Raw genomic sequence first — 26404 nt, 5'->3', positions numbered from 1 at the left:
TGAAAACGTATAAAATGGTGAGACAAATTGGGTTTTTATTTTGGTTGAATTATCATAGCTAATCCTCCGCCACTTGCCAATCGATATTTTAATTTGGTCGTAGCATCAACCGTAATAATTTCCTTTTTATAATCTACTGCGGCTTTATCTGCATTTAAACCGTCTGAGAAAATCTCGGCTTCGAATTTTTTACCTTTTTCAAGGAAAGAAAAATCAATTGTTATTTCTCTCGAATCCCAATTGGTAATGGCTCCTAAATACCATGTATTTGCTTTTTTTCGGGCAATGGAAACAAATTTTCCCACTTCGCCATCCAACGCGACTGTTTCGTCAAAAGTTGTTGGAGTTTTGGCAATAAAATCACTGCTTTCCTGTTCCTTCATATAAGCTGTCGGACTATCAGCCATCATTTGCAAAGGCGCCTCAAAAATCGTGTAAAGTGCCAGTTGATGACATCGCGTTCCCTGACTCATTGGGTTTGAATGACTTGGTTTGAATTCGCTTTTTGTGGCATTTCGCATCGCGCCGGGTGTGTAATCCATTGGACCGGCCATCATTCGGATAAACGGAATCGTGCAATCGTATAATGGAACATCATCATTTGGCGTCCATTTATTATTTTCCAATCCTTTTACACCTTCAAAATTTAAAATATTGGGATGAGTTCTCTGAATTCCGGTTGGTTTGTACATGCCATGAAAGTCCAAAAGCAATTTAGCATCAGCCGCTTTTTGTGCAATGTCATAAATCGAATTTACCATTTTGGCATCATCACGATCCAGAAAATCTACCTTAAAACCTTTGATTCCCAAATCAGCATAATTTTTTAAAATTTCGACTGTATTTTTGGTTAGCGCCATCCACGAACTCCACAAAATAATACCGACGTTTCGTTCTTTTCCGTACGCAATCAAAGCTTCCAAATCAACATTCGGATTGTGTTTCATGATGTCTTCTTCCAGACTCCAGCCTTCATCCAAAACCACATATTCAACTTTATTTTCAGAAGCAAAATCAATGTAATATTTATATGTCTGCGTATTGATTCCTGCTTTAAAATCAACATTATAAATATTCCAGTCATTCCACCAGTCCCAGGCTACTTTTCCTGGTTTTATCCACGAAACATCTTTGATTTTAGAAGGTTCGGATAATTTTTGAACCATATCATTATTGGCTAAAGCAGCATCATTTTCAGAAATAACAATTGCTCTCCACGGAAAATTTCTGGTACCTTTTGTTTTAACCAAATAATAGGCTCTTTCCGTAATTAATCGGTTGATGTTGTTGAATCCGCCGTTTTTTTCCTGCAAAGGATATTTCGAAAAACGAGATTCAAAACCTGATTTTGAATTATTATTCGTCACAAATAATCCCGGATAATCTTCGAGATTTGCTTCCAGAAAAACGGCTTTTTTATGATTTTTATAATCAATCAAAAAAGGTAAAAAAGCCAAAGTATCTTTCGCAAATTCGCTGATTTTTTTATTTTCATAATGCGCTTCAAACGAAGAAATAAAAGGATCTTTCGGATTTCGTAAATCACGAACATACGGCATTAAAGTATTATAATCCTGATCGAAATTCAAAACTACTTCTTCTGATTTTACGGTAATATCTTTTTTCTTTTTGGTAATAAATCGATACGCAACACCATCATCAAAAGCACGATATTCAATACTAAAATCATTTTTAAAGTTTAAAGTCAGCTGATTGTATTTGTTTTGAACCGATTTCTTTTTGTAAAACGGAGTTTCAAATGAAGTATCAACACTTTCTTTTTTTGAATTTAAAACAACCGCATTTTTTCCTAAAACTTCATTTTCATTCAAAGTCATTGACATTGTAGACGGAGCCAAAATCAAATCCTTTTCATGTGAAATTACCCAGCTTATTTTATCATTCACCAAAATTTTAACTTCAATTTTCCCGTCAGGAGAATTCAAAATAAAATCCTGTTTCTTCTGCGAAAAAGAAAGATTTACAAGTATAAGGAAAAAGAAAACAAATAATTTTTTCATAATTGGAGCGTTCTTTCCACCATATAAGTGATTATAAGTTCATTTAAATAATAGCGCAAAGTTTGGCTTATAATTTCTTATATAACTTATATGGTTTAAAATTTTTATTTTTTCTTAAACTCTGCGTTGTATTTTTTTACAATTTCCAATGTTGATTTATCACTCGAAAAAACAGAGTTTAAGCCTTGTGGTTCCTGCGGCGGATCTGTTGTTAACGGATCTCCGGGATTCCATTTTCCGTCTTTAGTCACAGCTTTTCCTTCGCCGCCAAATCCCCAGAAATTAGCTGCCTGCAGCGGACCATTATTTTTAACGCTTTCGGCAACTCTTCTAAAAATATAATTGTAAAAAACATCTCGGTTTGCCACAGAAGTTCCTGCTGTTAAATTTTCGTTTTCTCGTGGCAAACCAAATTCCTCAATAATAATTGGACGCTTTAAATTAGTAGCAACTTTAATATGATCGTCAATATATTTTCCGGCATTTTCCAGTGTAGTTGGCAAGGTTTTTTCAGCATCATCGGCCTTAAACCAGTTCCAGTTTTTGGGCCAGATATGCATCGTTAAATAATCAATATTGGGATTTTGATGTGTTCTTTCGAAGATTTCCATGCTGTCATTCGAACTGTTTTTTCCTTCAGATCCTGTCGAAACCAAATGATTTTTGTCTAAACTATCAATTAAATTTACAATATTATTAAGCCAAACCGTAAATTTTGTCTCGTTTTCCACCGTAAAAAGTCGCGGTTCATTTCCAACCTGCCACGCCATAATGGTGTTGTCTTCTGTATATTTCTTTTTCGAATATTTATTGGTTCTTCCAATAATAAACTTCACATGATCTTCTAAAGCTTCCATACAAGGCTCACAGCTATGAAACTTCTCAGTATACGACATAAATTGCGGCCAGGTATTCGGTGCGATATTCGGAACCGGAATTGCACCTTTGCCATTCCACTCTAAATATTGCGACATTCCGCCGGACCATTCCCAGTTATTTGTCAAGTATAAAACCGCATACATTTTGCGTTTGCTCATTTCGGCAATCAAAAAATCCAGTCCGTCAAGCAAATCTTCGTCGTATTTTCCCTGTTCATATTGCAGCGCCGGACGAACGGTAAAATCGTATTTTCCACCATCGGCACCAACCAAAATACGTAAATTATCGATTCCGTTTTTCTGCATTAAATCCAGTTCGCGAAGCAATCTTTTTCGGTCGCCTATTTTCTTCGAAGCCAGCAAACTTCCATACCAATAATTCGTTCCAATGTAAGCGTACGGTTTGTCACCTTTATAAAATTGCGTTCCCTTTACCGTAATTCTTTCCTGCGCCTGACAAGCGATTGTGGAGAAAATCAAAGCCAATCCGAGGGTTTTTAGAAGTTTATTTTTCATTATTTATTTTTTTAGGAGCTGTTTCCTGCTATCCGTTTCAATCTTTTATTTTTTTAAAGAAAAAAAATAAAAGGATTTCCACTTCTATCAGGGCTAGGGCTTTAGGTTTCATAAGATAATTTTTGTCACAGTTTTGTCATTTCGAGGAACGAAAAATCGCACGCGAAAATCCGTAAAGCATATCTCAATCTGTGTCGATCTACTAGTGTGATTTCTCGTTCCTCGAAATGACAAAAAAGAACGTGACTTCAAAATTAAAATTACTTCGGCAATTCATACATCTTCGGCAAAGAATTCAATAATGCCGATTTTGGTTTCGCAGCAAATGTTTTAAAATCCGCAGCATTCGAAACCGAACCATTTGGTACATAATATCCATCCAGATTATTATTCCAAAACATCACATAACTTATTGAAATAATCTGAAGGTCAAATGTTGGATTATCATTCAATGCGCTGTATAAATAACTTGAAAACCAGTTGTCAATTGAAGGTGTCATTGCCGTAACGCGATGACCGGTTTCAGTCAAAGCGGCAATTTTTACTTTGTCTAATGCCATATTCGATATCATTTTAAGCTTGGCATTTGCTTTATTAACACCGGTACTTCCCTGATTGGCAAAGTCACCGTAATTATCCATTCCCAAAACGTCAACATATTTATCGCCTGGATATCTGCTTAAATAATTTTCTGCAGTTAAATAAGAATTGTCGGGCGAAAACGCATACAAAATATTGTGAACGCCTTTTGTGTTTTTCAAATAATCAACCGTAAACTGATAAGCGGTTTTATATTCATCGGCAGTGCAAAAATTTGCGCCCCACCAAAACCAGCTTCCGTCAAATTCATGAAACGGCCTGAAAATTATCGGAATCAATTCTCCTTTTGAGCCTTTTAAATTTAAAACAACGCTGGCAATTTTGTCAAGTTTTTTCTTGTACCATTCGTGATTTGCTCCGCCAGGCAAAATACTTTTAAAAGCAGTGGTTTTTTGTTCCGATGTCATATCGTCAGCATAAAAAGATTCTTCTTTGTAAGGTTCTCTCAAATGCCAGCTAAAAGTATTTATGATGCCTTTGGCGTAAGCAGTTTTTACATCATTTGTAATTTTTATTTCCTGTTGATAAAACCAGTTATCAGCCTGATTGTTATTGCTTTTGTCAGTAATAAACGAAAAATCAGAACCTAAAACCGCCGGATCATAACTGGTGTTTTTCTTAATATCAGAATCACCGCCAGCATCCTGATAGAAACTATTAAAAGCATCTTGCTGGCCAATGGCAACTTTTGTTTTAGCGAGTATTTTTAAATTATAAAATAACGCTATAGTTTCCTTTGTAGCATTGGCATCAACCATATAATTGGTGACATTTTGCGTTGTTAAAACATCGCCCTGCGTTGGCGGATCAACAATAATTTCATCATTTGATTCTTTATCTGAAGAACAACTTGCCAGAGTCAAAATCGAGAGACTTAAAAAGGCTATTTTGAGGAAATTGATTTTCATTTTTGGTTATGTTTTAATTCGGTTCATTAATTCCATACAAGCCCGACTATTGTGATACGGACATTTCCAGAATCCGGCCTTGTCTTTTTCTATTAGCGCATAATCGCGGTAAACTCCCCAAAACCATTCTCCGTTTTTAGTATCTAAAATGTGGTTTTTAATAAAGTTCCAGTTTTTTAAAACGATGTCTAAATAATTTTCATTTCCCGTTAACTGATATACGTTATAAAAACCTATTAAAGCTTCGGCTTGCACCCACCAGTGTTTTTCGGCAATTAGTTCTTCTTTTTCAGGATCAAATTCATACCATAAACCTCCGTCAGTATCTAAACCTTCTTTGGTCACTTCTGCCATTTGAATCGCATGTTTTTTGTAATTCGCAATCAGCTTTTCATCTTCAGCAATTTCGGCACATAGTAACAAAAGCCAGGCAGCTTCAATGTCGTGTCCGTAGGAGATAACGTCTGGTTTTTCGATCCAGTTTTCATCAAAAAACAAATGTAAATGTCCGGTTTCGGTATTAATAAAATGTTTTTCTATGGTTTGTAATAATTCGATAATGTCGTTCTGAAGCGTTTTGTCCTTCCAGACTTTAAACAAATTCGCATATGCTTCAACAATATGCAAATGGGTATTCATGGTTTTCTTTTCGTTGGCGTCTTTTTCGCTTAAGCGCAAATCTTCAATTGGCTGCCAATCTCTGGTAAAAGCTTCTAAATAACCTTTGTTTACTGGATCATAACTGTTTTTTTGAATTCTTAAATATAGGTTTATAGCTATTGCCAAAGCTTTTTCATCTTTTGAAATCGCATAATATTCAGATAATCCATAAATGGCAAAAGCTAAAGCATAGATTTGGTTTTTGGTGTCTTTTGGCGTTTTGTCAACATTGATGCTCCAAAATAAGCCGCCAAATTCTGCATCATAAAAATATTCGGAAAGAAACTCAAAAGCACGTTTTGCTATTTCTTTATGTTCTTCGTTTTTAGTGATTTGATAGCTTGACGAAAACGACCATAAAATCCGGGCATTTAAAACGGAGCCTTTTTCTGCATCTTCAATTACATTTTCTTTATCATCAATCTGACCAAAAAAACCGCCATCTTGATTGTCGATCGTGTTTTTTGACCAATAATTCAAAATAGAATCCAGTTCTGTTTTTAGTTCAGATTTAAGCTGTTTTAGTTTTGATGACACGATGATTATATTGCGTTGTTTTTTTCGATTTGATTGATGATTGTTTTTACTGAACCAGCAGAAATAAAAGTATCTGCGGGCGTATTTGTTACATAATCAACCAATTTTGCAACTGATGAAACGGCAACATGCATTCTTGTATCTGATGAAGCATAATATACATAAACAGTTCCGTCATTATCTTCAATCCATCCGTTTGAGAATAAAACATTCGATACATCGCCAACTCTTTCAATTCCTTCAGGTCCCATAAAATGACCTGCCGGAACGTGTGTTACTTTTGTAATATCATGTAAATCAGTCATAAACATATAAAGTGTATACCGCAATCCTGCAGCGGTATTTCTAACGCCGTGCGCCAGATGCAGCCAGCCTTTTTCTGTTTTGATAGGAGCGGGGCCAAGTCCGTTTTTTAATTCATAAATTGTGTGGTATTGTTTTCCGAAAATAATTTTCTCCTCTTTTACGACAGGATTTGTCATATCATCTACATATCCCAAACCAATTCCGCCGCCGGCACCAACATCAATAAATCCATCTTGTGGGCGTGTGTATAAAGCATATTTTCCGTTTACAAATTCAGGATGTAAAACTACATTTCGCTGTTGTCCGGTATTCGAAATTAAATCCGGCAATCTTTCCCAATTTACTAAATCTTTCGAGCGCACGATTCCGGCATTGGCTACAGCCGAACTGGTATCGCCTTTTGGTGCTTTTGGATCTTTTCTTTCGGTACAAAAAATTCCGTAAACCCAGCCGTCTTCGTGGTTGATTAAACGCATATCGTACACATTTGTATCCGGTTCTGCTGTTTGCGGAATTACACAGGGTTTATCCCAAAATTTGAAATTATCCACTCCGTTTGGGCTTTCTGCAATAGCGAAAAATGATTTCCTGTCAATTCCTTCTACACGAACGGCAAGCAGATATTTTCCCTTCCATTTCATGGCTCCTGCGTTGAAAGCAGCATTCATTCCGATTCTTTCCTGCAGAAAAGGATTTGTTTTTTCGTTGAGGTCAAAACGCCAGTTCAAAGGGACATGAGCTGCCGTAACAACCGGATTTTTGTAGCGTTCGTATATACCGTTTCCGGCATGATCCTGAGGAGCGTTTTTTTGCTCGATCAGTATTTTATGTTCTTTTTCTAAGGCTACTTTTCTATCCTGAAATGTAGTGGAAGAGGCTATTGCTGTCATATAAATAGATTTCTGTATCTGTATAATTTTAATTGATCTGGTCTCGTTTTTCGTTTAAATCCTGTTCTATTATTTGAAGTTTTTCTTCGGATAAAGGATAAAACAAAATAAAAGCGACTGATATAAAAGCGGCTAATGCAGGAAGTACGCTTAACATTAACTGAATTCCGTTTTGGGTCGAGACGGTTTGTTCTACATTGGCCTGAAAGCCAAAATATCCTAAAAGCCATCCGGCACCTGCGCCGCCAATGGTCCATCCAAATTTTTGTGACATGGATGAGGCTGAAAACACCAAACCTGTAGCTCTTCGGCCTTGTTTCCACTCCGAATAATCGGCGCTGTCTGCATACATTGACCAGATTAATGGGAAAATGCAGCCTGCACAAATGCTGATTAAAACCTGAAAACTCATGATTAGGAAAACATCATCTTTCCCGAAGAAATAGAAAACTAAACTTAAAAGTGCTGCTAATGCCATTGCACCAAAAAAGGTTTTCTTTTTACCAATTTTATTGGCAATTGGCGTTGCAACAATAACTCCGATGATATTAGCTGCTTGCCCTAAAACCAAATAAATCGAAGTTGGCGTCATGTGAAAATCGGTTCCGAAAAGGGAAAAATCGAAGTTTACACTACTGCTTACATAATATTTAAAGTAATAAACAGCAGCTCCGTCACGAATAGAATTGAAAACCAGAGCACCAATTCCGGCTCCGAGTAATATCCACCACGGTTTGTTTTTTAATAAATCTTTTAAATCTTCTTTTAAGTTTGCCTGTTCGTCGGCAATGGGTTTTACTCTTTCTTTGGTGAAGAAAAAACAGCCCCAGAAAAAAGCGGTTGTAATAACTCCAAAAACGGAAATTGTGGCCAGCCAGCCTGTTTTTGAGTTCAGGTTTCCACCAAAATATTGCACTAAAGGTTCGATTAGCCAAAGTGCCAAAAGACTTCCGCCAAAGGCAAAAACCATTCGATAAGAAGATAAAGTGGTTCTTTCTTTTCTGTCAGATGACATAACGCCCAAAAGTGAAGCGTACGGCACATTGATTAATGAATAAATCATCATCATGGCAGAATAGGTTAAGTAAGCGTAAATTATTTTTCCTTTTTCGTCAAAGTCAGGTGTGTAAAAAGTCAATACGCCAATCACGGCAAACGGCACGGCAACCCATAATAAGTAAGGTCTGAATTTTCCCCATTTGCTTTTTGTTCGGTCGGCGATAATGCCAACGATTGGGTCAAAACAAGAATCCCATATTCTGGTAATCAAAAACATAGTTCCTACTACGGCAGGCGCCAATCCGAAAACATCGGTATAGAAAAATAAAAGATACATGCTGAAAATTTTCCAGAACATGGATGATGCGGCATCTCCAAGACCGTAACCTATTTTTTCTTTTAAACTTATTTTGTCGTGCATTTAGGCTTTTTTTAATGGTTGTAATTTTGTTTGGTTAATTATTTTAATTCTATGTGTTGATTTTTTGACGCGGATAAAACGGATTTACTTCGTAAAAACGCGGATAAAAACAGATTTTATTTTTGAATTCTTTTTTAACTTAAAATTTATGTCTCTATGTGTTGACTTTTTCAGCACGCAGATGACGCGGATTTAAGCGGATTTTTAATTTTTAATTCTCAATTTTTAATTTTATTGACGTCTTTCTCAAACAAAGTTTTGTCCAAATTATAAAAATCGACAAAATCTTTCTCACTTATTTGTCCTGTATATGGCGCATAATAATGCATTTTCTGTTCTTTTTCCTGCCAGCCGTGATTTCTCCATAATAAAACATAGGATATTTTATACTCTCCAATGGCTTTCAGTAAAGTTCCTGTCCACCATTTTGGGTCAGGAATGGCTTCGTAACCAGCTTCTGCAACAGCAATCGGTTTATGTTTTTCAATTCCAATTTCATTGATAATTTCCAATTGGTTTTGAACTTCTGCGATGAATTTTTGACCGTCTTTGTCGTCGTTATTTTGATAAGAATCAAAACTGATCATATCAGCATAATTGTCTCCGGGATAGTTTGCTAAGAAATCTTCTTTGGTAGCGAAACTGCTTGTGTTGTAAACATAAATGAGATTGTGAACTCCTTTTTTCTGTAAATATTCAAAGGTAAATTTCCATGCAGCTTTGAATTCTTCCGGCGTGCAATTTCCTTTTCCCCACCAAAACCAGCCGCCCGTAAGTTCGTGATAAGGTCTGAAAAGCACGGGAATGTTTTTTCCTTTTTTATCTTTTAAGGATAATAAATATTCAGCGGCTTTATCTAACCAGATTGTAAATTTCTGGTGATTTTCTCCGCCCGGTAAAATTGTTTTTAATGAGTTTGGTGTATTATCCCAAGCGCTTTTTCCAGTTGCGGGATTATCAAAATGCCAGCTTATAGTGGTGATTCCGCCTCTTTCGTGGCTTTCTTCAATATATTTTTTCATTTTAGTAAACGGAATTCCGTCTATATTATTCGGGCTGTCTTTTTCCAGGCCTGCAAGATCCCAGCCATAAACAGCAGGAAAATCGCCTGTGACATCTTTTATATCACTTCTTCCATCTTCATATTTCCAGTTTACACCATAAGCAAGATCGTCCTGATGCCCAAAAAGAAATCCTTTTTGAGTTAACTTATTTAGTTTTTTATACAGTGAAACAGTTTCTGGTGTCGCTTTTTTATCTGAAAGTGACAAATTAGTATTATTAGTACTATTCTTTGCAGAACAAAAACTTCCTATAAATACTGCCATTATAAAGGTTATTATGTTTTTTTTCATTTTCGAATATAGTTGTTTTTCTGCATTATAGTATAAAAAGTCAAATTGATAACAGCTTTTTTAAGCTTCATTTTTTCAATCTTAAATTTGATACTTTTTAAGGATTAAATTTATTAAAACTTTAAAAAGTTATTCTATTAAAAACGATTAATGTTTATTATTGATATTGTTTTTGAAATAATCGTAATTCTATTTTTCAAAGATAAACGGATGTTTATCGTCTATTTAATATTATTTTATCAATTATATATCATATTATTGCAATTAAAAAACCGAATATCATTTTATAAAACAGTTTTAAAGATGAGTAATGCTAAGAATTTTTACAGAGAAATAGCTCCACTTTCTGCGGGAGACAGCTTTTTAGTATTTGACAGAGTAAAGGATAGTTTTGATTTTCCGGTGCATTATCATCCGGAATTTGAGATCAATTTTATTCTGAATGGAAAAGGAGTGAAGCGTGTTGTTGGAGATAATATTGAAGAAATTGATAATATCGAATTGGTTTTAATTGGTCCGAATTTATATCACGGATGGGAACTAAATAAATGCACGAGTAAAAAAATTCACGAGATTACGATTCAGTTTCATAATGATTTATTTCATGAATCTTTATTGTCCAGGAGAATAATGAACCCAATTCGGGATATGTTCAATCGATCGATTCATGGTATTTTGTTTTCTAAAAAAGTAGCTGAGGAATTAACGCCAAGATTGGTAAAGCTCTCTAAATTAGACGGAATGGACTACTTTCTGGAAATTACTTCTTTATTATATGATCTGGCCAATTCCAGAAATCAGCGTTTGCTTTCTACTTATACGGTAGATTATGATACGTTTGACGACTATGATAAAATGAAACTGGTTTATGAATATGTGCAGAAACATTTTGCAGAAAAGATCACTTTAGAAGATGTTGCCAATGTTGCCAGCATGTCTATTATTTCCTTTAACAGATTTATTAAAAAACGTACTGGGAAAACTTTTGTCAATTATATTAATGATATCAGAATTGGATATGCGGCACGCTGGCTGGTTGAAAAAGACATGAGCGTTTCTGAAGTTGCTTTTAAATCCGGCTTTAATAATATTGCAAACTTCAATCGTAGCTTTAAGGCTATTAAAAATTGTACTCCAAGTCAATATAGAGAGGATTTTTCTGGATTAAAGCGAATTTTGTAGTGATACTTTTTTTGCACAAACAAATATTATTTTTAACGAAATCGATTGCTTTTTGACTGATTCGCTAATTTTAATTTATAAAATTTCATAATCTGGGTATATGAAATTACGAATAATGTAATTTTTAATAGTTTTTATTTTCATATATGTTTTTTTAAGATGATATAGTAAAAATATTATCATTAAATGATATAATACTATCGATTTAATGTTTACTTCTGTTATAGATTTGTTAAATAATTTAGAAAATAAATGACACCCTTTTTTATTACTGAATTAGACACAATTTAAACTAACCAAACATTTATTATGAAAAAACTAATGACTAACTTCATTCATTGGAACGCTAACCACAGATCTGTTCCTTTGATTTTATTTTTGTTACTGACGAGTAATTTTATAGCAGCTCAGGTAAAAATATCAGGAACAGTATCTGATGAAAAGGGGCTGTCGATTCCCGGAGCTAATATTTCGGTTGCAGGATCAAAAACAACGGCTTCTACAGATTTTGACGGAAAATATACAATTGACGCTCCGGCAAATGCCACTTTATTATTTTCTTTTATTGGTTTTAATACACAAAAAATAGCTGTAGATGGAAAAACTACTATTAATGTAGTCTTGAGATCCAGTGCTGAAGATTTGAAAGATGTTGTTGTAATTGGTTACGGAACTCAAAAACGTAAAGACATCAACAGTGCGATTTCAAGTATCAGCTCTAAAGATATCGAGAATTTAAAAGTAGTATCTTTTGATCAGATGATGCAGGGTAAAGCGGCTGGTGTGGTTGTAAACAGTAACTCTGGTGAGCCGGGAAGTAATGTTTCGGTAAGAATTAGAGGGGTTTCATCTTTGACAGGAACAAACGAACCTTTGTATGTAATTGATGGTGTGCCAATTTCAGGTGATGCGAGAAACTCATCTACTTCCGGAAGAAATGCGCAGGGAAATACAAATTTCTCCAACAATGGTAATATTACAGTAAGTCCGCTGGCACTTATTAATCCTAATGATATTGAGTCTATTGATATTTTGAAAGATGCTTCTGCAACTGCTATTTATGGTTCAAGAGGAGCAAACGGAGTTATCATCGTAACGACAAAATCAGGTAAAAAAGGAACAGGAAAATTGTCTTTTGAAAATTCTTATTCGATAAGTAATCTTCCAAAGAAATTGCATTCAATGAACTTGCAGCAATATGCAACGCATCAAAATGCTTTAGGAGATGTTTATGACCCAAGCGGTAAACGTCCGGAATTTGCACATCCTGAACTTTTGGGTACAGGAACAGATTGGCAGGATGCGATTTATGAAACTGGAATTATGACTTCAAACCAATTGTCTTTTTCAGGAGGTAAAGAAGGAATTAACTATTACATTTCAGGAGGGGTTTTAAATCAGGAAGGTATTGTTATCGAATCTGGTTTTAAAAGATATAATTTTAGATCAAATGTTGATGCAAAGGTGAATAAATTCATCAAAGTAGGTGTGAACGTAAGTGGCGCAATTACAGATGAAAAACTGACTTTGAACGGACAATTTAATGGGGTTGTCGCCACTTCATTATTAGCGACTCCGGATGTTGCCGTTAGAGAATTATCGGGCGCTTTTGCCGGCCCTCCGGCTGGTGGCGCAACATCATTTGTAAACCCGGTTGCTACTTCTTTATTAGGTTCTAATACTTTGGTTAGAAAAAACTACGCAGGAAATTTTTATACTCAAATTGATTTGTTTAAAGGTTTAGAATATCGTTTTGAGGCCGGTGGTTATATCTATGATAATTTGGGACAACGATTTGATCCAATGTATTCTTTAGGAAATGCCGCAAAAAGCTATGCTAATTTATATTACAATCCTTCGACAGGTAATTCATGGAACTTAAAAAACATGCTTACGTATAGAAATTCAATTGGTAAACACAATTTTACAGTTTTGGCAGTTCAAGAGGCTAACAGATCGCACTGGGAAGGATATTCAATAACAGGTTATGGTTATAAGGATAATAATGATAAATCGCTTGCTGCTTCAGATTTGTCTAAAGCGGTGACGAGCGGCGTATATTCAGGAACTCAGACTTTGGCTTCTTATTTAGGAAGGGTTGTTTATGACTATGCTGATAAATATAGTGTTTCGGCTGCGGTTAGAGCTGACGGATCTTCAAAATTTTTCGTAGGAAATAAATGGGGGGTTTTTAGTTCGGCTACAGGTTCTTGGAAACTTTCAAACGAAGCTTTTATGGAAAGCACTAAAAAGTATGTGGATAATATTAAAATACGATTGGGTTGGGGACAAACAGGAAACAATCAAATTGGAAATAATTTATATGATTCTAATCTGCATTTGGTTAATAGTACAATGGGAACTTCTTATTTACCATCAAACACTGCAAATAAAGATTTGAAATGGGAAACTCAGGAGCAAACTAACTTAGGTTTAGATTTTACAATGTTTGATTCTAAACTTTCTGCTACTGTAGATGTTTATAAAAAAGTCAATAAAAACTTCTTGTATCAGGTGCCTTTGCCAAACTTCCTTTCCGGAGGCGGGGATTATGAAGGTGGTGTAAATCCTCCTTATTTTAATCTTGGAAGTATGGAGAATAAAGGTTTGGAAATTACGCTTAGTTATACCAATCAATTTACAAAGGATTTTTCATGGAATGCCAGTGCCAACTTTACTAAATATGTAAATGAGGTGACTAATATGGCGGGATTAAATATTGTAAAAACAATGGGAACGCTTGCTTACAATACGGTAACGGTTTCCAGAACGCAGGAAGGTTTGCCAATTGGTTCATTTATTGGATATGAGGCAAATGGTATTTACAGAACAGATGCAGATTTGTTGACGTATGGTCATGAAACGGCTCCGGGAACAAGAGTAATTCTAAAAAACGGAACAAATTCATTATTGCCTGAGTTTCAAAAAGGAGACGTAATTTACAAAGATCAAAATAATGACGGTATTATTGATACCAAAGATTTAGTGACAATTGGAAATCCAAACCCGAAATTTACTTACGGATTTACGAATAATTTCAAATACAAAAATGTTGATTTGTCTATTTTTCTTCAGGGAACATCAGGTAATAAATTGATGAATTTAACGCGTATGTCAGGTACTTTAAATAGCAATTTGGGAACCAATTATTTAACAGATGCGGCTGATTTTTATACAGCTTCAAATACAGATGCTTCTTTGCCAAGACCATCTGCTTATAATGACATCAACAATGCAGTTTCAACACGTGTTATCGAAGACGGATCTTATTTAAGAATTCAGAACGTTACGATTGGATATTCTCTTCCTTCTGATATGATTTCGAAACTACAATTAACAAGATTGAGGATTTATGCTTCAGGACAAAATCTGTACACTTTTACAAAGTACAAAGGATACGATCCCGAAGTAGGTTCTTATAACCAGGATGCTTTATTGTCTGGTGTTGATAACGGCCGTTATCCGGTACCTAGACAGATAACTTTTGGTTTTAATGTTGAATTTTAATACGTATTAAATATGAAAAATATAATAAAAAGAAGCAGCGCTGTATTAATGACTTTTGTGTTATTGGCATCGTCGTCATGTTCTCAGGATTTTTTGGATGTACCTGCAGAGGGAGCACCAACGATAGGTAATTATTACGACTCAGATACCAAACTTGATAATGCAAGTAACGGATTGTACGGTATTGTATGGTTTAATATGAACAAGGAAGGATTTTATGGAATTACAGATGTAATTTCAGGAAATATGTATGCCGGCCCTTATAATGAGTTTGGAAAATTCACAGATTTAAGTTTTACAAATTCGCAGTCTTTTATTGGCGATTCCTGGAGATCCTGTTTTGGAGCAGTTGCAAATTGTAATTCCTTTATTAATACTTTGCCGCAAAGTGTTGGTCCGGATGTTAGTCCGGCGGCGCTTAATAATGCGCTTGGAGAAATGCATTTTATCAGGGCTTTTTCTTATTTCTTTTTGGTAAGATTATGGGGAAATGTACCAATTATCGAAAACAATGCTGATTATTCTAAGAATTTTGTGATTCCGAGTAATCCTGTTGAAGACGTTTATAAGTTTATCGAAAACGATTTGAAATTCGCAATTGCCAATTGTAAATCTAAAAACAGAGGTTCTGATTATGCAGCAAATGCACACGTTTCCAGCGGATCTGCTAAAGCTCTTTTGGCAAAAGTTTATTTATATCAAAAGAAATATGATTTAGCAAGAGCAATGGCTCAGGAAGTAATTAATAGTGGAGAATTTAAATTGTTGGGAGGAGATGAATTGCCAACAAAATCTTTCGCTGATTTATTTCTGCAAAAAAATAATAATAATGAAGAGTCTATTTTTTCATGGCAATGGACAGGATCAGGAACTTATTTTGAAGGAAATTTTTCGAATACATTATTTGCTCCTGAAAACAGATTGGTTGAAACTACTTATTCTGGTCAGATAGCGCCATCTCAGGATTTAATTCATAATGTTTTTGAAAATGGAGATAAAAGAAGAAAAGAAACTTTTATGCTGCCTGGAGATTTTTATCCAAACTTAACTTATGCACAAACACTTGCAGTAGATTCTCCAAAAATATTAGGATATACATTTGAAGAAGCAAATCAAGCTCAAAACTCAGGTTCAGGTTTGAAAAAGTATGTAATCGGAAAAGAAAATTTACCAATAACAGGACCTTTCAACGCTCCGTTTAATGGAGAAAGCAGCATGAACAGTTATATGATGCGTTATGCAGAATTACTTTTAATACATGCAGAAGCCATATTGGGTTCACAAACAGGAAGTACTACAGATGCTGCAGCTCTTAAATCTTTTAATGCCGTTCGCAGAAGAGCCGGTTTAACAGAAAAAGCATCAATCTCTTTTGATGATATCTTCAAAGAAAGACGTGCAGAACTAGCCTGCGAAGGAGATTATTATTTTGATTTGGGACGTTTGCCATTTAGCAAAGCCAAAGCAATATTAGAAGCACAAAACAGAGGAGACAAAGACATAGAGAAACACATCACAATTTCTGCAACAAGTCTTTTATTGCCTTATCCTGCAGATGATTTAATTAAAAATCCAAAATTGACAGAAGTAGCACCCTATACTTTTAAATAATTTTTAAAAATAAAAATATGAAAAATATAAAAATTGTTTCGTTAACAGCATGTTTGACATGGATGTTATCTTTAATGCTTTTTACTTCATGCTCAAATGATGATGCAGATGCGGCTTACAGCGGAGGACCAGTTATAGAAGCCGTAATGCCGTCTGGTTATAATACTGACGGAAGTATGAAACCGTTAAATCCGGTGACATTAGTAGATCCTAAAAATTATTATGTAATTCACGGTAAAGGATTGCTTACTACTAAAAAAGTATACTTTAATGATTATGATACCTACTTCAGACCCACTTTTGTAACAGATACGGATATCATTATATTGGTAGATGAAAATACTCCTTTTGCCGATGCTTCAAATGAGTTGAAGGTAGTTACTGACAAGGGAACGGCTGTTTTTAGTTTAACAGTTGCGCCTCCTGTACCTACTTTTAGCGGATTTAATTTCATAAATGCAGTTGAAGGTGATGAGGTAACTATTAAAGGGAAATATTTCTTAGATCCGGTTGTTACATTGGCAGAAACAGCAACTGAGCCAGAAGTTCCGGTAACAATTATATCTTCGACTTTAGAACAAATTGTTGTAAAAATTCCGGCAAATGCAAATCACAGAAATCTTGCAGTAACCAATATTTCAGGAACGGCAGTTTCTAAAGAAGCTATCGGAACGGCATTGTATGATGATGTATTATATGGTATGCAATGGGGCGGGCCTTGGGCTGGAAAAGGTGTGAATTTTGATTATGACGGCGATTCTTACCAAGGTGAAAAATCATGGAGATGGGAATTTGGTCAATGGGACGGAGGAAACTGGGGTTTCAATGTTGATATGACGCCTTACAAAGCAATGAGAATTGCTGTTAAAGGTTCAAAAAATGGTCAGGTTAATTTCAGCGTAAACGGAGGTCCGAACTATATTCTTCCGGTGACAACTTCATGGGTTTATATAGAAATTCCTTTAAGTACTTTAGGAAATCCGTCCATTATAACGATGCTGACATTTCAGGAATCAAATAACGATGGAGGAAATATTGTTTTATTTGATGATATCGGATTTGTATTAAAATAGTAAGTATTTTGTTTTGAGTTTTGTTTTAGATATTCCCTAATTGAAAAATTAGGGAATATCTTTTTACACCATATTTTAAATTAAATTATAATGAAGAAAATAATTTTAGTTTTGGCTGTATGTGTTTCTGCTTTTGGCTTTAGCCAGGGAAATACACACACGCAAGTAGGAGGGAAATTTGAAGGACTTGCCATGACGCCGCCAATGGGGTGGAATTCCTGGAATACTTTTGGAACAGCAATCGATGAGAAATTAGTAAAAGAAACGGCAGATATTATGGTGTCGTCAGGAATGGCTGCTGCGGGTTACAATTATATAGTACTCGACGACGGATGGATGACAAAAGAAAGAGATATTAACGGAGATCTTATTCCGGATCCCGTAAAGTTTCCTAACGGAATGAAAGCCGTAATTGATTATGTACACAGTAAAGGTTTAAAATTTGGTTTGTACAATTGCGCAGGAACTCAAACTTGCGCCGGATATCCGGGAACAAGAGGTTATGAATATCAGGACGCCCGTTTTTATGCCAAACTGGGAATTGACTTTTTAAAATATGATTGGTGTAATACTAAAGGAATTACGGCACCAGAAGCTTATACAACAATGAGCAACGCACTAAAAACTGCCGGAAGACCCATTGTTTTCAGTCTTTGCGAATGGGGTGATAATCAGCCTTGGGAGTGGGGAAAACCAATTGGAAATCTTTGGAGAATTTCAGGAGATATTTATCCTTGTTTTGACTGCGAATTCAAACATCCGGAAAATTGGTCATCTTGGGGATTTATGAAAATTGCAGAAATGCGAAAAGATATTCGTAAATATTCAGGTCCGGATCATTGGAACGATTTTGATATGATGGAAGTAGGAAACGAAATGAATGATACCGAAGATAAATCGCATTTCTCGATGTGGTGTATGTTGGCATCACCTCTTATTGCCGGAAATGATTTCACAAAAATGTCAAAAGAAACTTTGGCAATTTTAACCAATAAGGAATTAATTGCTGTTGATCAGGATAAATTAGGAATTCAGGGTTTTAAATATTCAGCAGAAGACGGATTAGAAGTTTGGGTGAAACCTTTATCAGATGGAAATTGGGCGGTGACTTTCTTAAATAGAAGTGAAGTTGCAAAAAAAATCAATTTCGATTGGAAAAAACATATTATAAAAGATGCTGATTTTGGTTATGAAGCTGATTTCAGTAAAACGATTTATAGATTAAAAGACCTTTGGAAAAACAAAGAGGTGGGAAATACAAAGAAGAATTTTACTTCAGATCTTGCTCCTCACGATGTAATTACGCTTAGATTAATTCCGTAAAATCAATTAGTAATGAAATCAAAAACGAAATTTTTTACTCTTGTTTTATTAATGTTGGTTTCTGTTTCCTTTGCACAATTTGTAAAACAGCATGGACAGCTTCATGTCTCTGGAACTCAATTAATGGATAAAAGTAATAATCCTGTTGTTTTACGCGGTCTGAGTTTTGGCTGGCATAGTATGTGGCCCAGATTTTACAATGAAAAAGCAGTTAACTGGCTCAAAAAAGATTTTAAATGTACTGTAGTTCGCGCTGCAATGGGAGTCGAATTAGGAAAATGGTCTTATATAAAGGAGCCTCAGTTTTCAAAACAAAAGATTGAAGCGGTTATTAATGGAGCAATACAATCAGATATATATGTAATTATTGATTGGCACAGTCATAATATCAATCTAAAAGAAGCCAAAGAGTTTTTTGCAGAAATGTCGAAGAAATACGGAAAGCATCCCAATATAATTTATGAGGTTTTTAATGAACCGGATTATGAAACCTGGCCAGAGGTTAAGGTTTATGCCGAAGAAATAATTAAGGTTATAAGAGAAAATGATCCAGACAATATTATTTTGATTGGTTCGCCACATTGGGATCAGGATGTTAATCTGCCGGCAGAAGATCCTATAAAAGGATACACTAATTTAATGTATACGATGCATTTTTATGCGGCTACACATGGAAAAGAGTTAAGAGACAGAACTGATGAAGCCATAAAAAAGGGTTTACCTATTTTCATTTCAGAATCTGCAGGAATGGAAGCTTCCGGAGATGGACCGCTGAATTACAAAGCCTGGCAAGAATATATCGATTGGATGGAAGAGCGTAGATTAAGCTGGATCACATGGTCAATATCAGATAAAGAAGAAACTTGTTCCATATTAAAAAAATCAGCCAGCTCTGATGGAAAATGGAAAACACAAGATTTAAAAGAATCCGGAATTAAAGTTCGGGAGTATTTACGAAAGTACAATTCGAAGAAATAATATTTAATATTATCCTATAATTAAAACCTGTTCATTTTTTGAACAGGTTTTTTGTTTTATAAAAATGTTAGTGAATAGGTATACATCAATTATTTGATAATTAAATTTTGTAAGAATTTTTATTGATATAAAAAGAGGTGAATAAGTCGTTATAAGACGGTGTTGATTTTTAAAATTTGATTATAAAATTAAACTACCCCCTATTTTTTATGTGGTAGTTTGCCTTTTTTAAACTTTTTATAGACCATTTTTGGTTGTTTGTGTTCTATATTTTGTCGTTGACCCTTGTTTTTTGGTTGTTTTTGGTTAAAAACCGTTATTGAATTTTCAAAAATAAATCTTTATAAATGTCAAATAACGATTATTGTTAAAATAATTTTTGTAATCCATAATTCTTCATCTAAAACATCAAAAAAACATACATCGATTCTTTTACTCATACAAAAGTTAATAAATTCGCTAATGAAAATGAAGAGGTTTTAGAGGGAAATAAGAGGTTTTAGAAGTGACTTATAGTATTACATACATATATAAAAATTAACTAACCAGAATCAATTAATAACTAAAAACCAATTTAAAACATGAAAAAAGTTTTTCACATTTTAGCCGCGATGTTAACCAGCTCTGTTGCTTTTGCACAAGATGATACTGAAACGACAACATCACCTGCAACGACCTGGGGAGGATCTGCAGACGCGTATTATAAATATGATTTTTCAAAACAAATGAATGGATTAACGAGCTTTACCAACTCACAAGATTCATTCGAATTAGGAATGGCTTCCGTCGAGGCAGCACATTCATTTGGCAAAGCCTCTGTTTTTGTAGACTTAGGATTTGGTAAAAGAGCAGGAGAGTTTTCATATAATGAAACAACAGATAAAGATATTAATGCAAAATTTTTAATTAAACAATTGTATTTTACCTATCAGGTTACAGAGAAATTTAAATTCGTTGCCGGTAGTTTTGGTACTCATATAGGATATGAGGTATTAGATGCAGTAGATAATAAAAACTATAGTATGTCGTATGCATTCTCATACGGGCCGTTCTTTAACACTGGATTAAAAGCACAATATACCTCAGGTAAATTTACGGCTATGTTTGGTATAACAAATCCAACTGATTTTAAATCAGCGATGGATGCAGGGTCAAGCCAAAAAACATATATCGGACAATTAGGATATATTGGTGAAACAGGAAGTGTCTATCTGAACTTTACGTCAGGAAGTACTAATCCAACACCGGGAACTTTGGTAGTGCCATCAGATGAAAATAAAACGCAATTTGATTTAGTTGCATCAAAAACAATAAGTGATAGTTTCGGTCTTGGATTTAATGCAACGTATGCCAAATCAAAAAATGATTTTGACAGCACTTTAGACGGTGAGTGGTTTTCACTAGTAGGATATGCTAATTATTCATTCAAACCGGATTTGCTTTTGGCTTACAGAATTGAATATTTTGACGCTAAAGATGCTTTAAATCTTGGAACTCTAAATGGTTCTAGTGTATTTGCAAACACATTGTCGTTAAATTACAAAGTTGGAAAACTGACAATAATTCCTGAGGTAAGATACGATGCTGCATCAGAAGATATATTTTTAGACAAAGATGCTTTGCCAACAGGCGGATCATTCTACGCGCTACTTGCTACAACATACTCTTTCTAGAGATAAAGATTGATATTTTTTTTTTTTTTTGGAGCTGTCGAAACATATTAATGTTTTGGCAGCTTTTTTATTACTGCCTGTTTTTTTTGCAACAAATCAAATTACTAAAAGATTCCTAATGTTTTTCTGCCATGACCTAAGTGATAGCGAACAGGCGCAGTAATCCCACTAATTTCCACTATTTTTTCCTTCATCTATCTAAAATGTCACTTTTTAATTTGTGCTAATTAGTGTAATTTATGGTTGAAAAAAATCAACACAGAACAAGAAAAAATAATCTTTTTTAATCTAATCTGTGGCAAACTATTTTAATCGAATCATGGCAACTATTTATACAAAATAAAAAAAACGCGTTTCTAAACAATTAGAAACGCGTTTTGTATTTATTAGTTTTCTTCTTTTATTGAAGTTGTTTTTTGTAAATAGAATAAATCGTATCAATTGTTTTTCGATCTAAAACAGATGTAGTATCTGTTTGAATATAATGTAATTTGAAAGCCTGAATTGCCGCAGTAAGATTTTTGGTGTTATAACCAATAATACGCAAAGCCTGTTCTATTTTAAAATCCACGGGAGCTTCTTCTAAAATTTCATCTGGCCAGATTCCAAATCCTTTTTCTGCCAAAGTTTTCCACGGAAACAATCCACTTGGATCTTGTTTTCTTCCCGGAGCAATATCAGCGTGACCCAGAATATTCTGAGTCGGAATGTTGTAATCTTTTTTTAATTTAGTTAAAAGAGCTATCAAACTGCTAATTTGTGCTTCAGTAAAAGGCTTAAAGCCATTATTGTCTAATTCAATACCAATTGAGCTGGAATTTAAATCTGTGTTTTTTCCCCACGTTGATGCTCCGGCATGCCAGGCTCTTAAATAGTCATTAAGCATTTGAACTACTTTACCGTTTTCAGAAATCACGTAATGAGCACTTACCTGTGTTTTAGTTTTGATAAAAGTGTTTATGGTTTGCTGAATAGAATCCTGTGCAGTATGGTGAATAATGATAAAGCTCGGTTTTCTTAAATTAAAGTTTACCGTGCCAATCCATTCCGTATTTATTCCGTTAAGTAGGGCAGTAGATCCTGTTTTTGACAGCGTATCTTTTACAATACCTAATTGTTGCGCATAAGTAGTATCAATAACTACAGGGCTAACTGCGGGTATTGTTTGTGCTTCTTTACTTGTAATTTGATTTTCTAAATTTTTAAGCTGCTGATCGTAAACCTTTTCAGTGCTTTTATAAGGATTTGTAGAGCAAGAAGTAATAATAATTGCTAAAATCAGATAACAAAAATGTTTTTTTGCCATGTTTATTATTTTTAAGATATAGTTAAAACAATTATTATTCTGTTTTTATTGTCTCTGTTTCTTTTTTATCGTCTTTATCTTCTTTTGAATCTTTTTTCTTTTTAGATTTCGTTTTCTTTATTTCTTTGAAATCAGCCATAAAAGCGGTATATTTTTCAATCTGATCCGGATTTAAAAAAGCAGTTACTTTTTTTGTAGTAGCTTCTCTTAGCGCTTTCATTTGCTCGATTTTTTCATCCTGGCTGCTGCTTTCGTTTTTCAAAAGAACCCCTTGTTCCTTCATGCTGTCCGTAAAAACATTTGCAATTGCAATTGCTTGAAGTTCGTCAAGATTGACTACAGGTTTCATTTGTTCTACAATTTTGGCTGCAGTTTCTTCAGCTGGAATTTCTTTAGGTTTACTTGTATTTCCCTGAGGTCCTGCCATCATGCTTCTGTCCATTCCCATTCCGCCGCCTCTTCCGTAGCCGCCTCCGCCGTAACCATTATTATATCCGTTTCCGTACTGTGCAGAAACAGAATTGAAACATAATAAGGTAAAAACTAAAAGAAATAAAGATTGTATAGGTTTCATAAATGGTTCTTATATAAAAGTTAGCAAATGAATACTGTAAATTTAAGCAGGTTCTCCGTATAAATCAAATTCTGTTGCTTCAATTATCCTTATATTAACAAATTCACCTGTTTTTACGTAATGTTTTGATGCATCTATTAAAACTTCGTTATCAACATCCGGACTGTCAAATTCTGTTCTTCCCACAAAATGAGCACCTTCTTTTCTGTCAATAATACATTTAAATACTTTTCCAACTTTTTCCTGATTCAAATCCCATGAAATTTGCGATTGCAATTCCATGATTTCATTGGCTCTCGCTTGTTTTACATCATCTGGAACATCATCTTCAAGCAGATAAGCATGTGTATTTTCTTCATGAGAATAAGCAAAACATCCCATTCTGTCAAATTTCATTTCCTGAACAAAATCTTTCAAAATTTCAAAATCTTCCTGAGTTTCTCCTGGATAACCAACAATTAAAGTAGTTCTAATTGCCATTCCCGGAACCGCAGCACGGAAATCTTTCAATAATTGAGTTGTTTTTGCCTGAGTTGTTCCGCGACGCATTGATTTCAAAATCGAATCAGAAATATGCTGCAACGGAATATCAATATAGTTACAGATTTTCGGTTCGCGCTTCATTACTTCCAAAACATCCATAGGGAAACCGCTAGGGAAGGCGTAGTGCAAACGAATCCACTCAATTCCTTCAACTTTTACCAAAGCTTCTAAAAGTTCTGCAAGATTTCTCTTTTTATAAATGTCAAGACCATAATAAGTTAAATCCTGAGCAATTAAGATCAATTCTTTTACGCCGTTTTTTGCTAAACCTTCTGCTTCTTTAACCAGTTTTTCAATAGTTTGAGAAACGTGTTTTCCACGCATTAACGGAATCGCACAAAAACTGCAAGGTCTGTCGCAGCCTTCGGCAATTTTTAAATAAGCGTAGTTTTTTGGAGTTGTAGTTAAACGTTCTCCTAATAATTCGTGTTTATAATCGGCTCCTAAAGCTTTCAATAGTTGAGGTAATTCTGTTGTGCCAAAATATTGATCTACATTCGGAATTTCTTTTTCTAAATCAGGTCTGTAACGTTCAGACAAACATCCGGTTACAAAAACTTTATCAACTAAACCTTTGTCTTTTTTATCAGCATATTCCAAAATCATATTTACCGATTCTGCTTTTGCATTATCAATAAATCCGCAAGTGTTAATTACAATTATGTTTCCTTCTTCGGCTGCAGGCGCTTCATGTTGTACTTCTTTTCCATTCGCACGAAGCTGTCCCATAAGCACTTCGCTGTCATAAACATTCTTTGAACACCCAAGAGTGATTACGTTAATTTTGTTCTTTTTTAAAGACTTGGTTCTCATACTTTTATAAATTGGAGTGCAAAATTACACTTTTTTATTCAAACACCAGTTGTTTCGGTTTGTTTTACGTGTTTTTTATGAAGCTAATCCTGCTGTCCGCTATATCTTTTGTGGTGAACCCCACCACAAAAGGATGCCGCTTCCATCAGGGCTAAAAAAAATCCGCCAAGTAAAAAACCTGACGGAAATTTCCATTCATCTATTTATTCTTAATTACAATTCAAATATTGCAGTCAAAGAAACATTATTAAGTTTCGATGTAATATTGGCTCCATCAGTAAATCCTGTAGCAAAAAATCCCTGATTCGTTTTTCTCTGTGCATAAGAGTAGGCTAAATCTAATTTGGTTGCTCCAAAATTATATCCCAAACCACCAGAGTAACTGTTTAAATCTCCAATTGTTGTTTTGTCTTTATAAGGACTTCCTTCATAACGATATCCACCTCTTAAGCTTAATCTTTTTATTTTGAATTCAGCACCAACTCTTAATTCACCATTATTGGTTAGTTGATCACTAATGTCATTGTTTAATCCTCTAAATCCTGTGTCATTTGTAGGTTTAAATTTTGTGTTTCCATAGTCTTTTATAGCATAATCAACACTAATTAAGCCTGATTTCCCAAATACATAAGCGCCGCTAAAAGTAAATTTTCCTGGAGTTTGTAAAGTATATGGTTCGTAAACATTAATAATATTTGGATTTACATCCGCATAATTTTCTGGTCCATTAACTGCTTGTGTTGTTGTGTAAAGACTTTGAGAAATTTCATCGTATAATTCATACCAGGTATTTGATTCGTACGCTAATCCAAGACGAAATGATTCGGTTACTTTAGCAATGGCACCAAGTTGAAATGAAAATCCATTTCCATACGTGTATAATTCATTGTTGAATCGTAAATTAGATATAGTTTCACTTGTTTGTAATGGATTGCTTTCGTAGAAACTACTTGATCTTCTATAATCTGTAATGTGAACATTTAAATTAGCACCAAAATAAATTCTATCCTTATATGATGTCGCGATATTAAAACTTAATTTACTGTTATATCCTCTCTCATATATTTCATTTTGCTGATAATTTGCAACTTGAGGCATGTTAGTGGTATATTGTGTATTATTGTCGTTGTCTGCAAGAGGATTAATTACGAAGCCATAATAACCAAAATAAGCTTGCTGTTCTCCATAAAGTTGATCTCCGTAAGGTACGCCTTTAATGTCTCCCAATGATATTCCATTAGCATAAGCTAAAAAATATTGATCAATAGAATGGGTTGGATTTGTATTTGTTCCTGCTGAAAAAGTATTATTGTCGAAATTTTTTGTGTTTTCATAAGAAGCTCCAATAACAATTTTATTCCAGCCATTAGGATTTGTGTTATTAAAAACAAAAACACCACCAGCCTGATTTAGTATAAAAGAATTGTCTTTGTCACTGGTTTGAGTTCCAAAATAATCAGAATTGTTTTTAGTGTTTACATTACTTAAAGTTACCGCTACCTGATTGTTTAGAAATATAGCAGATCCTGCAGGGTTTACAGAAAGAGAGGATAAATCTCCACCTACGGCTCCAAAGGCTCCGCTCATAGCTCTAAATCTGGCAGTTCCAGTCAAATTGTCCTGAGCATAACGTACAGCATCTGAAACTTCTTGCGAATGTGAGACGCTAATAGTTAGTCCTGATATAATTAGGAAGAATATTTTTTTCATTTGATTTAGGTGTTAAATGA

The 26404-nt window shown here is 34.5% G+C and carries 18 protein-coding genes; 7 read left to right on the top strand and 11 right to left on the bottom strand.

The genetic code is table 11. From position 1 onward, the window contains the following. Positions 1-35: 35 nt before the first annotated feature. From AC3QL1_RS21255 to AC3QL1_RS21225, 7 genes are all read right to left on the bottom strand, one after another. Complete coding sequence (locus AC3QL1_RS21255; RefSeq protein ID WP_492494125.1) at positions 36-2021, bottom strand: retaining alpha-galactosidase; 1986 nt, start codon at positions 2019-2021, stop codon at positions 36-38. 104 nt (positions 2022-2125) lie between these two features. Continuing rightward, positions 2126-3415, bottom strand: a complete 1290-nt coding sequence (locus tag AC3QL1_RS21250; protein WP_492494124.1) for a glycoside hydrolase 5 family protein — start codon at positions 3413-3415, stop codon at positions 2126-2128. A gap of 260 nt (positions 3416-3675) precedes the next feature. After that, positions 3676-4923, bottom strand: a complete 1248-nt coding sequence (locus tag AC3QL1_RS21245; protein ID WP_492494123.1) for a glycoside hydrolase family 26 protein — start codon at positions 4921-4923, stop codon at positions 3676-3678. Between the two features lie 6 nt (positions 4924-4929). Continuing rightward, on the bottom strand, positions 4930-6120 hold the full coding sequence (locus tag AC3QL1_RS21240) for an AGE family epimerase/isomerase (protein ID WP_492494122.1): 1191 nt from the start codon (positions 6118-6120) through the stop codon (positions 4930-4932). A gap of 5 nt (positions 6121-6125) precedes the next feature. Beyond that, on the bottom strand, positions 6126-7316 hold the full coding sequence (locus tag AC3QL1_RS21235; protein ID WP_492494121.1) for a glycoside hydrolase family 130 protein: 1191 nt from the start codon (positions 7314-7316) through the stop codon (positions 6126-6128). A 28-nt stretch (positions 7317-7344) separates the two neighbouring features. After that, positions 7345-8736 carry an MFS transporter gene (locus AC3QL1_RS21230; RefSeq protein WP_492494120.1) on the bottom strand — a complete coding sequence of 464 codons (1392 nt, stop codon included), beginning with the start codon at positions 8734-8736 and terminating at the stop codon, positions 7345-7347. Positions 8737-8954: 218 nt separating this feature from the next. Beyond that, a complete protein-coding gene (locus AC3QL1_RS21225) occupies positions 8955-10064 on the bottom strand; it encodes a glycoside hydrolase family 26 protein (protein WP_492494119.1) in 1110 nt (369 codons plus the stop codon). Between the two features lie 330 nt (positions 10065-10394). Here AC3QL1_RS21225 and AC3QL1_RS21220 point away from each other — a divergent pair, with 330 nt between their 5' ends. The 7 genes from AC3QL1_RS21220 to AC3QL1_RS21190 all read left to right on the top strand — a co-directional run bounded on the left by AC3QL1_RS21220 (position 10395) and on the right by AC3QL1_RS21190 (position 21438). Then, a complete protein-coding gene (locus AC3QL1_RS21220) occupies positions 10395-11273 on the top strand; it encodes an AraC family transcriptional regulator (RefSeq protein ID WP_492494118.1) in 879 nt (292 codons plus the stop codon). Positions 11274-11582: 309 nt separating this feature from the next. Next, positions 11583-14780 (top strand): SusC/RagA family TonB-linked outer membrane protein, encoded by a 3198-nt coding sequence (locus tag AC3QL1_RS21215; RefSeq protein ID WP_492494117.1) that lies wholly within the window; start codon positions 11583-11585, stop codon positions 14778-14780. Between the two features lie 12 nt (positions 14781-14792). After that, positions 14793-16391 (top strand): RagB/SusD family nutrient uptake outer membrane protein, encoded by a 1599-nt coding sequence (locus AC3QL1_RS21210; protein ID WP_492494116.1) that lies wholly within the window; start codon positions 14793-14795, stop codon positions 16389-16391. A 17-nt stretch (positions 16392-16408) separates the two neighbouring features. Further along, the gene (locus AC3QL1_RS21205) at positions 16409-17464 is read left to right on the top strand and encodes an IPT/TIG domain-containing protein (protein WP_492494115.1); all 1056 of its coding nucleotides are present in this window, start codon (positions 16409-16411) and stop codon (positions 17462-17464) included. Positions 17465-17554: 90 nt separating this feature from the next. Beyond that, positions 17555-18787, top strand: a complete 1233-nt coding sequence (locus AC3QL1_RS21200) for a glycoside hydrolase family 27 protein (RefSeq protein WP_492494114.1) — start codon at positions 17555-17557, stop codon at positions 18785-18787. Positions 18788-18799: 12 nt separating this feature from the next. Further along, positions 18800-19765, top strand: a complete 966-nt coding sequence (locus tag AC3QL1_RS21195) for a glycoside hydrolase family 5 protein (RefSeq protein WP_492494113.1) — start codon at positions 18800-18802, stop codon at positions 19763-19765. A 581-nt stretch (positions 19766-20346) separates the two neighbouring features. Next, positions 20347-21438 carry an outer membrane beta-barrel protein gene (locus AC3QL1_RS21190; RefSeq protein ID WP_492494112.1) on the top strand — a complete coding sequence of 364 codons (1092 nt, stop codon included), beginning with the start codon at positions 20347-20349 and terminating at the stop codon, positions 21436-21438. A 400-nt stretch (positions 21439-21838) separates the two neighbouring features. Here AC3QL1_RS21190 and AC3QL1_RS21185 read toward each other — a convergent pair whose 3' ends face one another. The 4 genes from AC3QL1_RS21185 to AC3QL1_RS21170 form a co-directional block, all read right to left on the bottom strand. After that, positions 21839-22744, bottom strand: coding sequence for an N-acetylmuramoyl-L-alanine amidase (locus AC3QL1_RS21185; protein WP_492494111.1), 906 nt, complete (start codon positions 22742-22744; stop codon positions 21839-21841). Positions 22745-22778: 34 nt separating this feature from the next. After that, positions 22779-23318, bottom strand: coding sequence for a hypothetical protein (locus AC3QL1_RS21180; RefSeq protein ID WP_492494110.1), 540 nt, complete (start codon positions 23316-23318; stop codon positions 22779-22781). Positions 23319-23360: 42 nt separating this feature from the next. Further along, positions 23361-24674, bottom strand: a complete 1314-nt coding sequence (gene rimO / locus AC3QL1_RS21175) for a 30S ribosomal protein S12 methylthiotransferase RimO (protein ID WP_492494109.1) — start codon at positions 24672-24674, stop codon at positions 23361-23363. 213 nt (positions 24675-24887) lie between these two features. Next, positions 24888-26384, bottom strand: coding sequence for an OmpP1/FadL family transporter (locus AC3QL1_RS21170; RefSeq protein WP_492494108.1), 1497 nt, complete (start codon positions 26382-26384; stop codon positions 24888-24890). Positions 26385-26404 lie beyond the last annotated feature (20 nt).

The organism is Flavobacterium sp. GW823-FHT04A11 (assembly GCF_058796535.1).
This window is presented reverse-complemented; position numbering and strand designations above follow the sequence as displayed.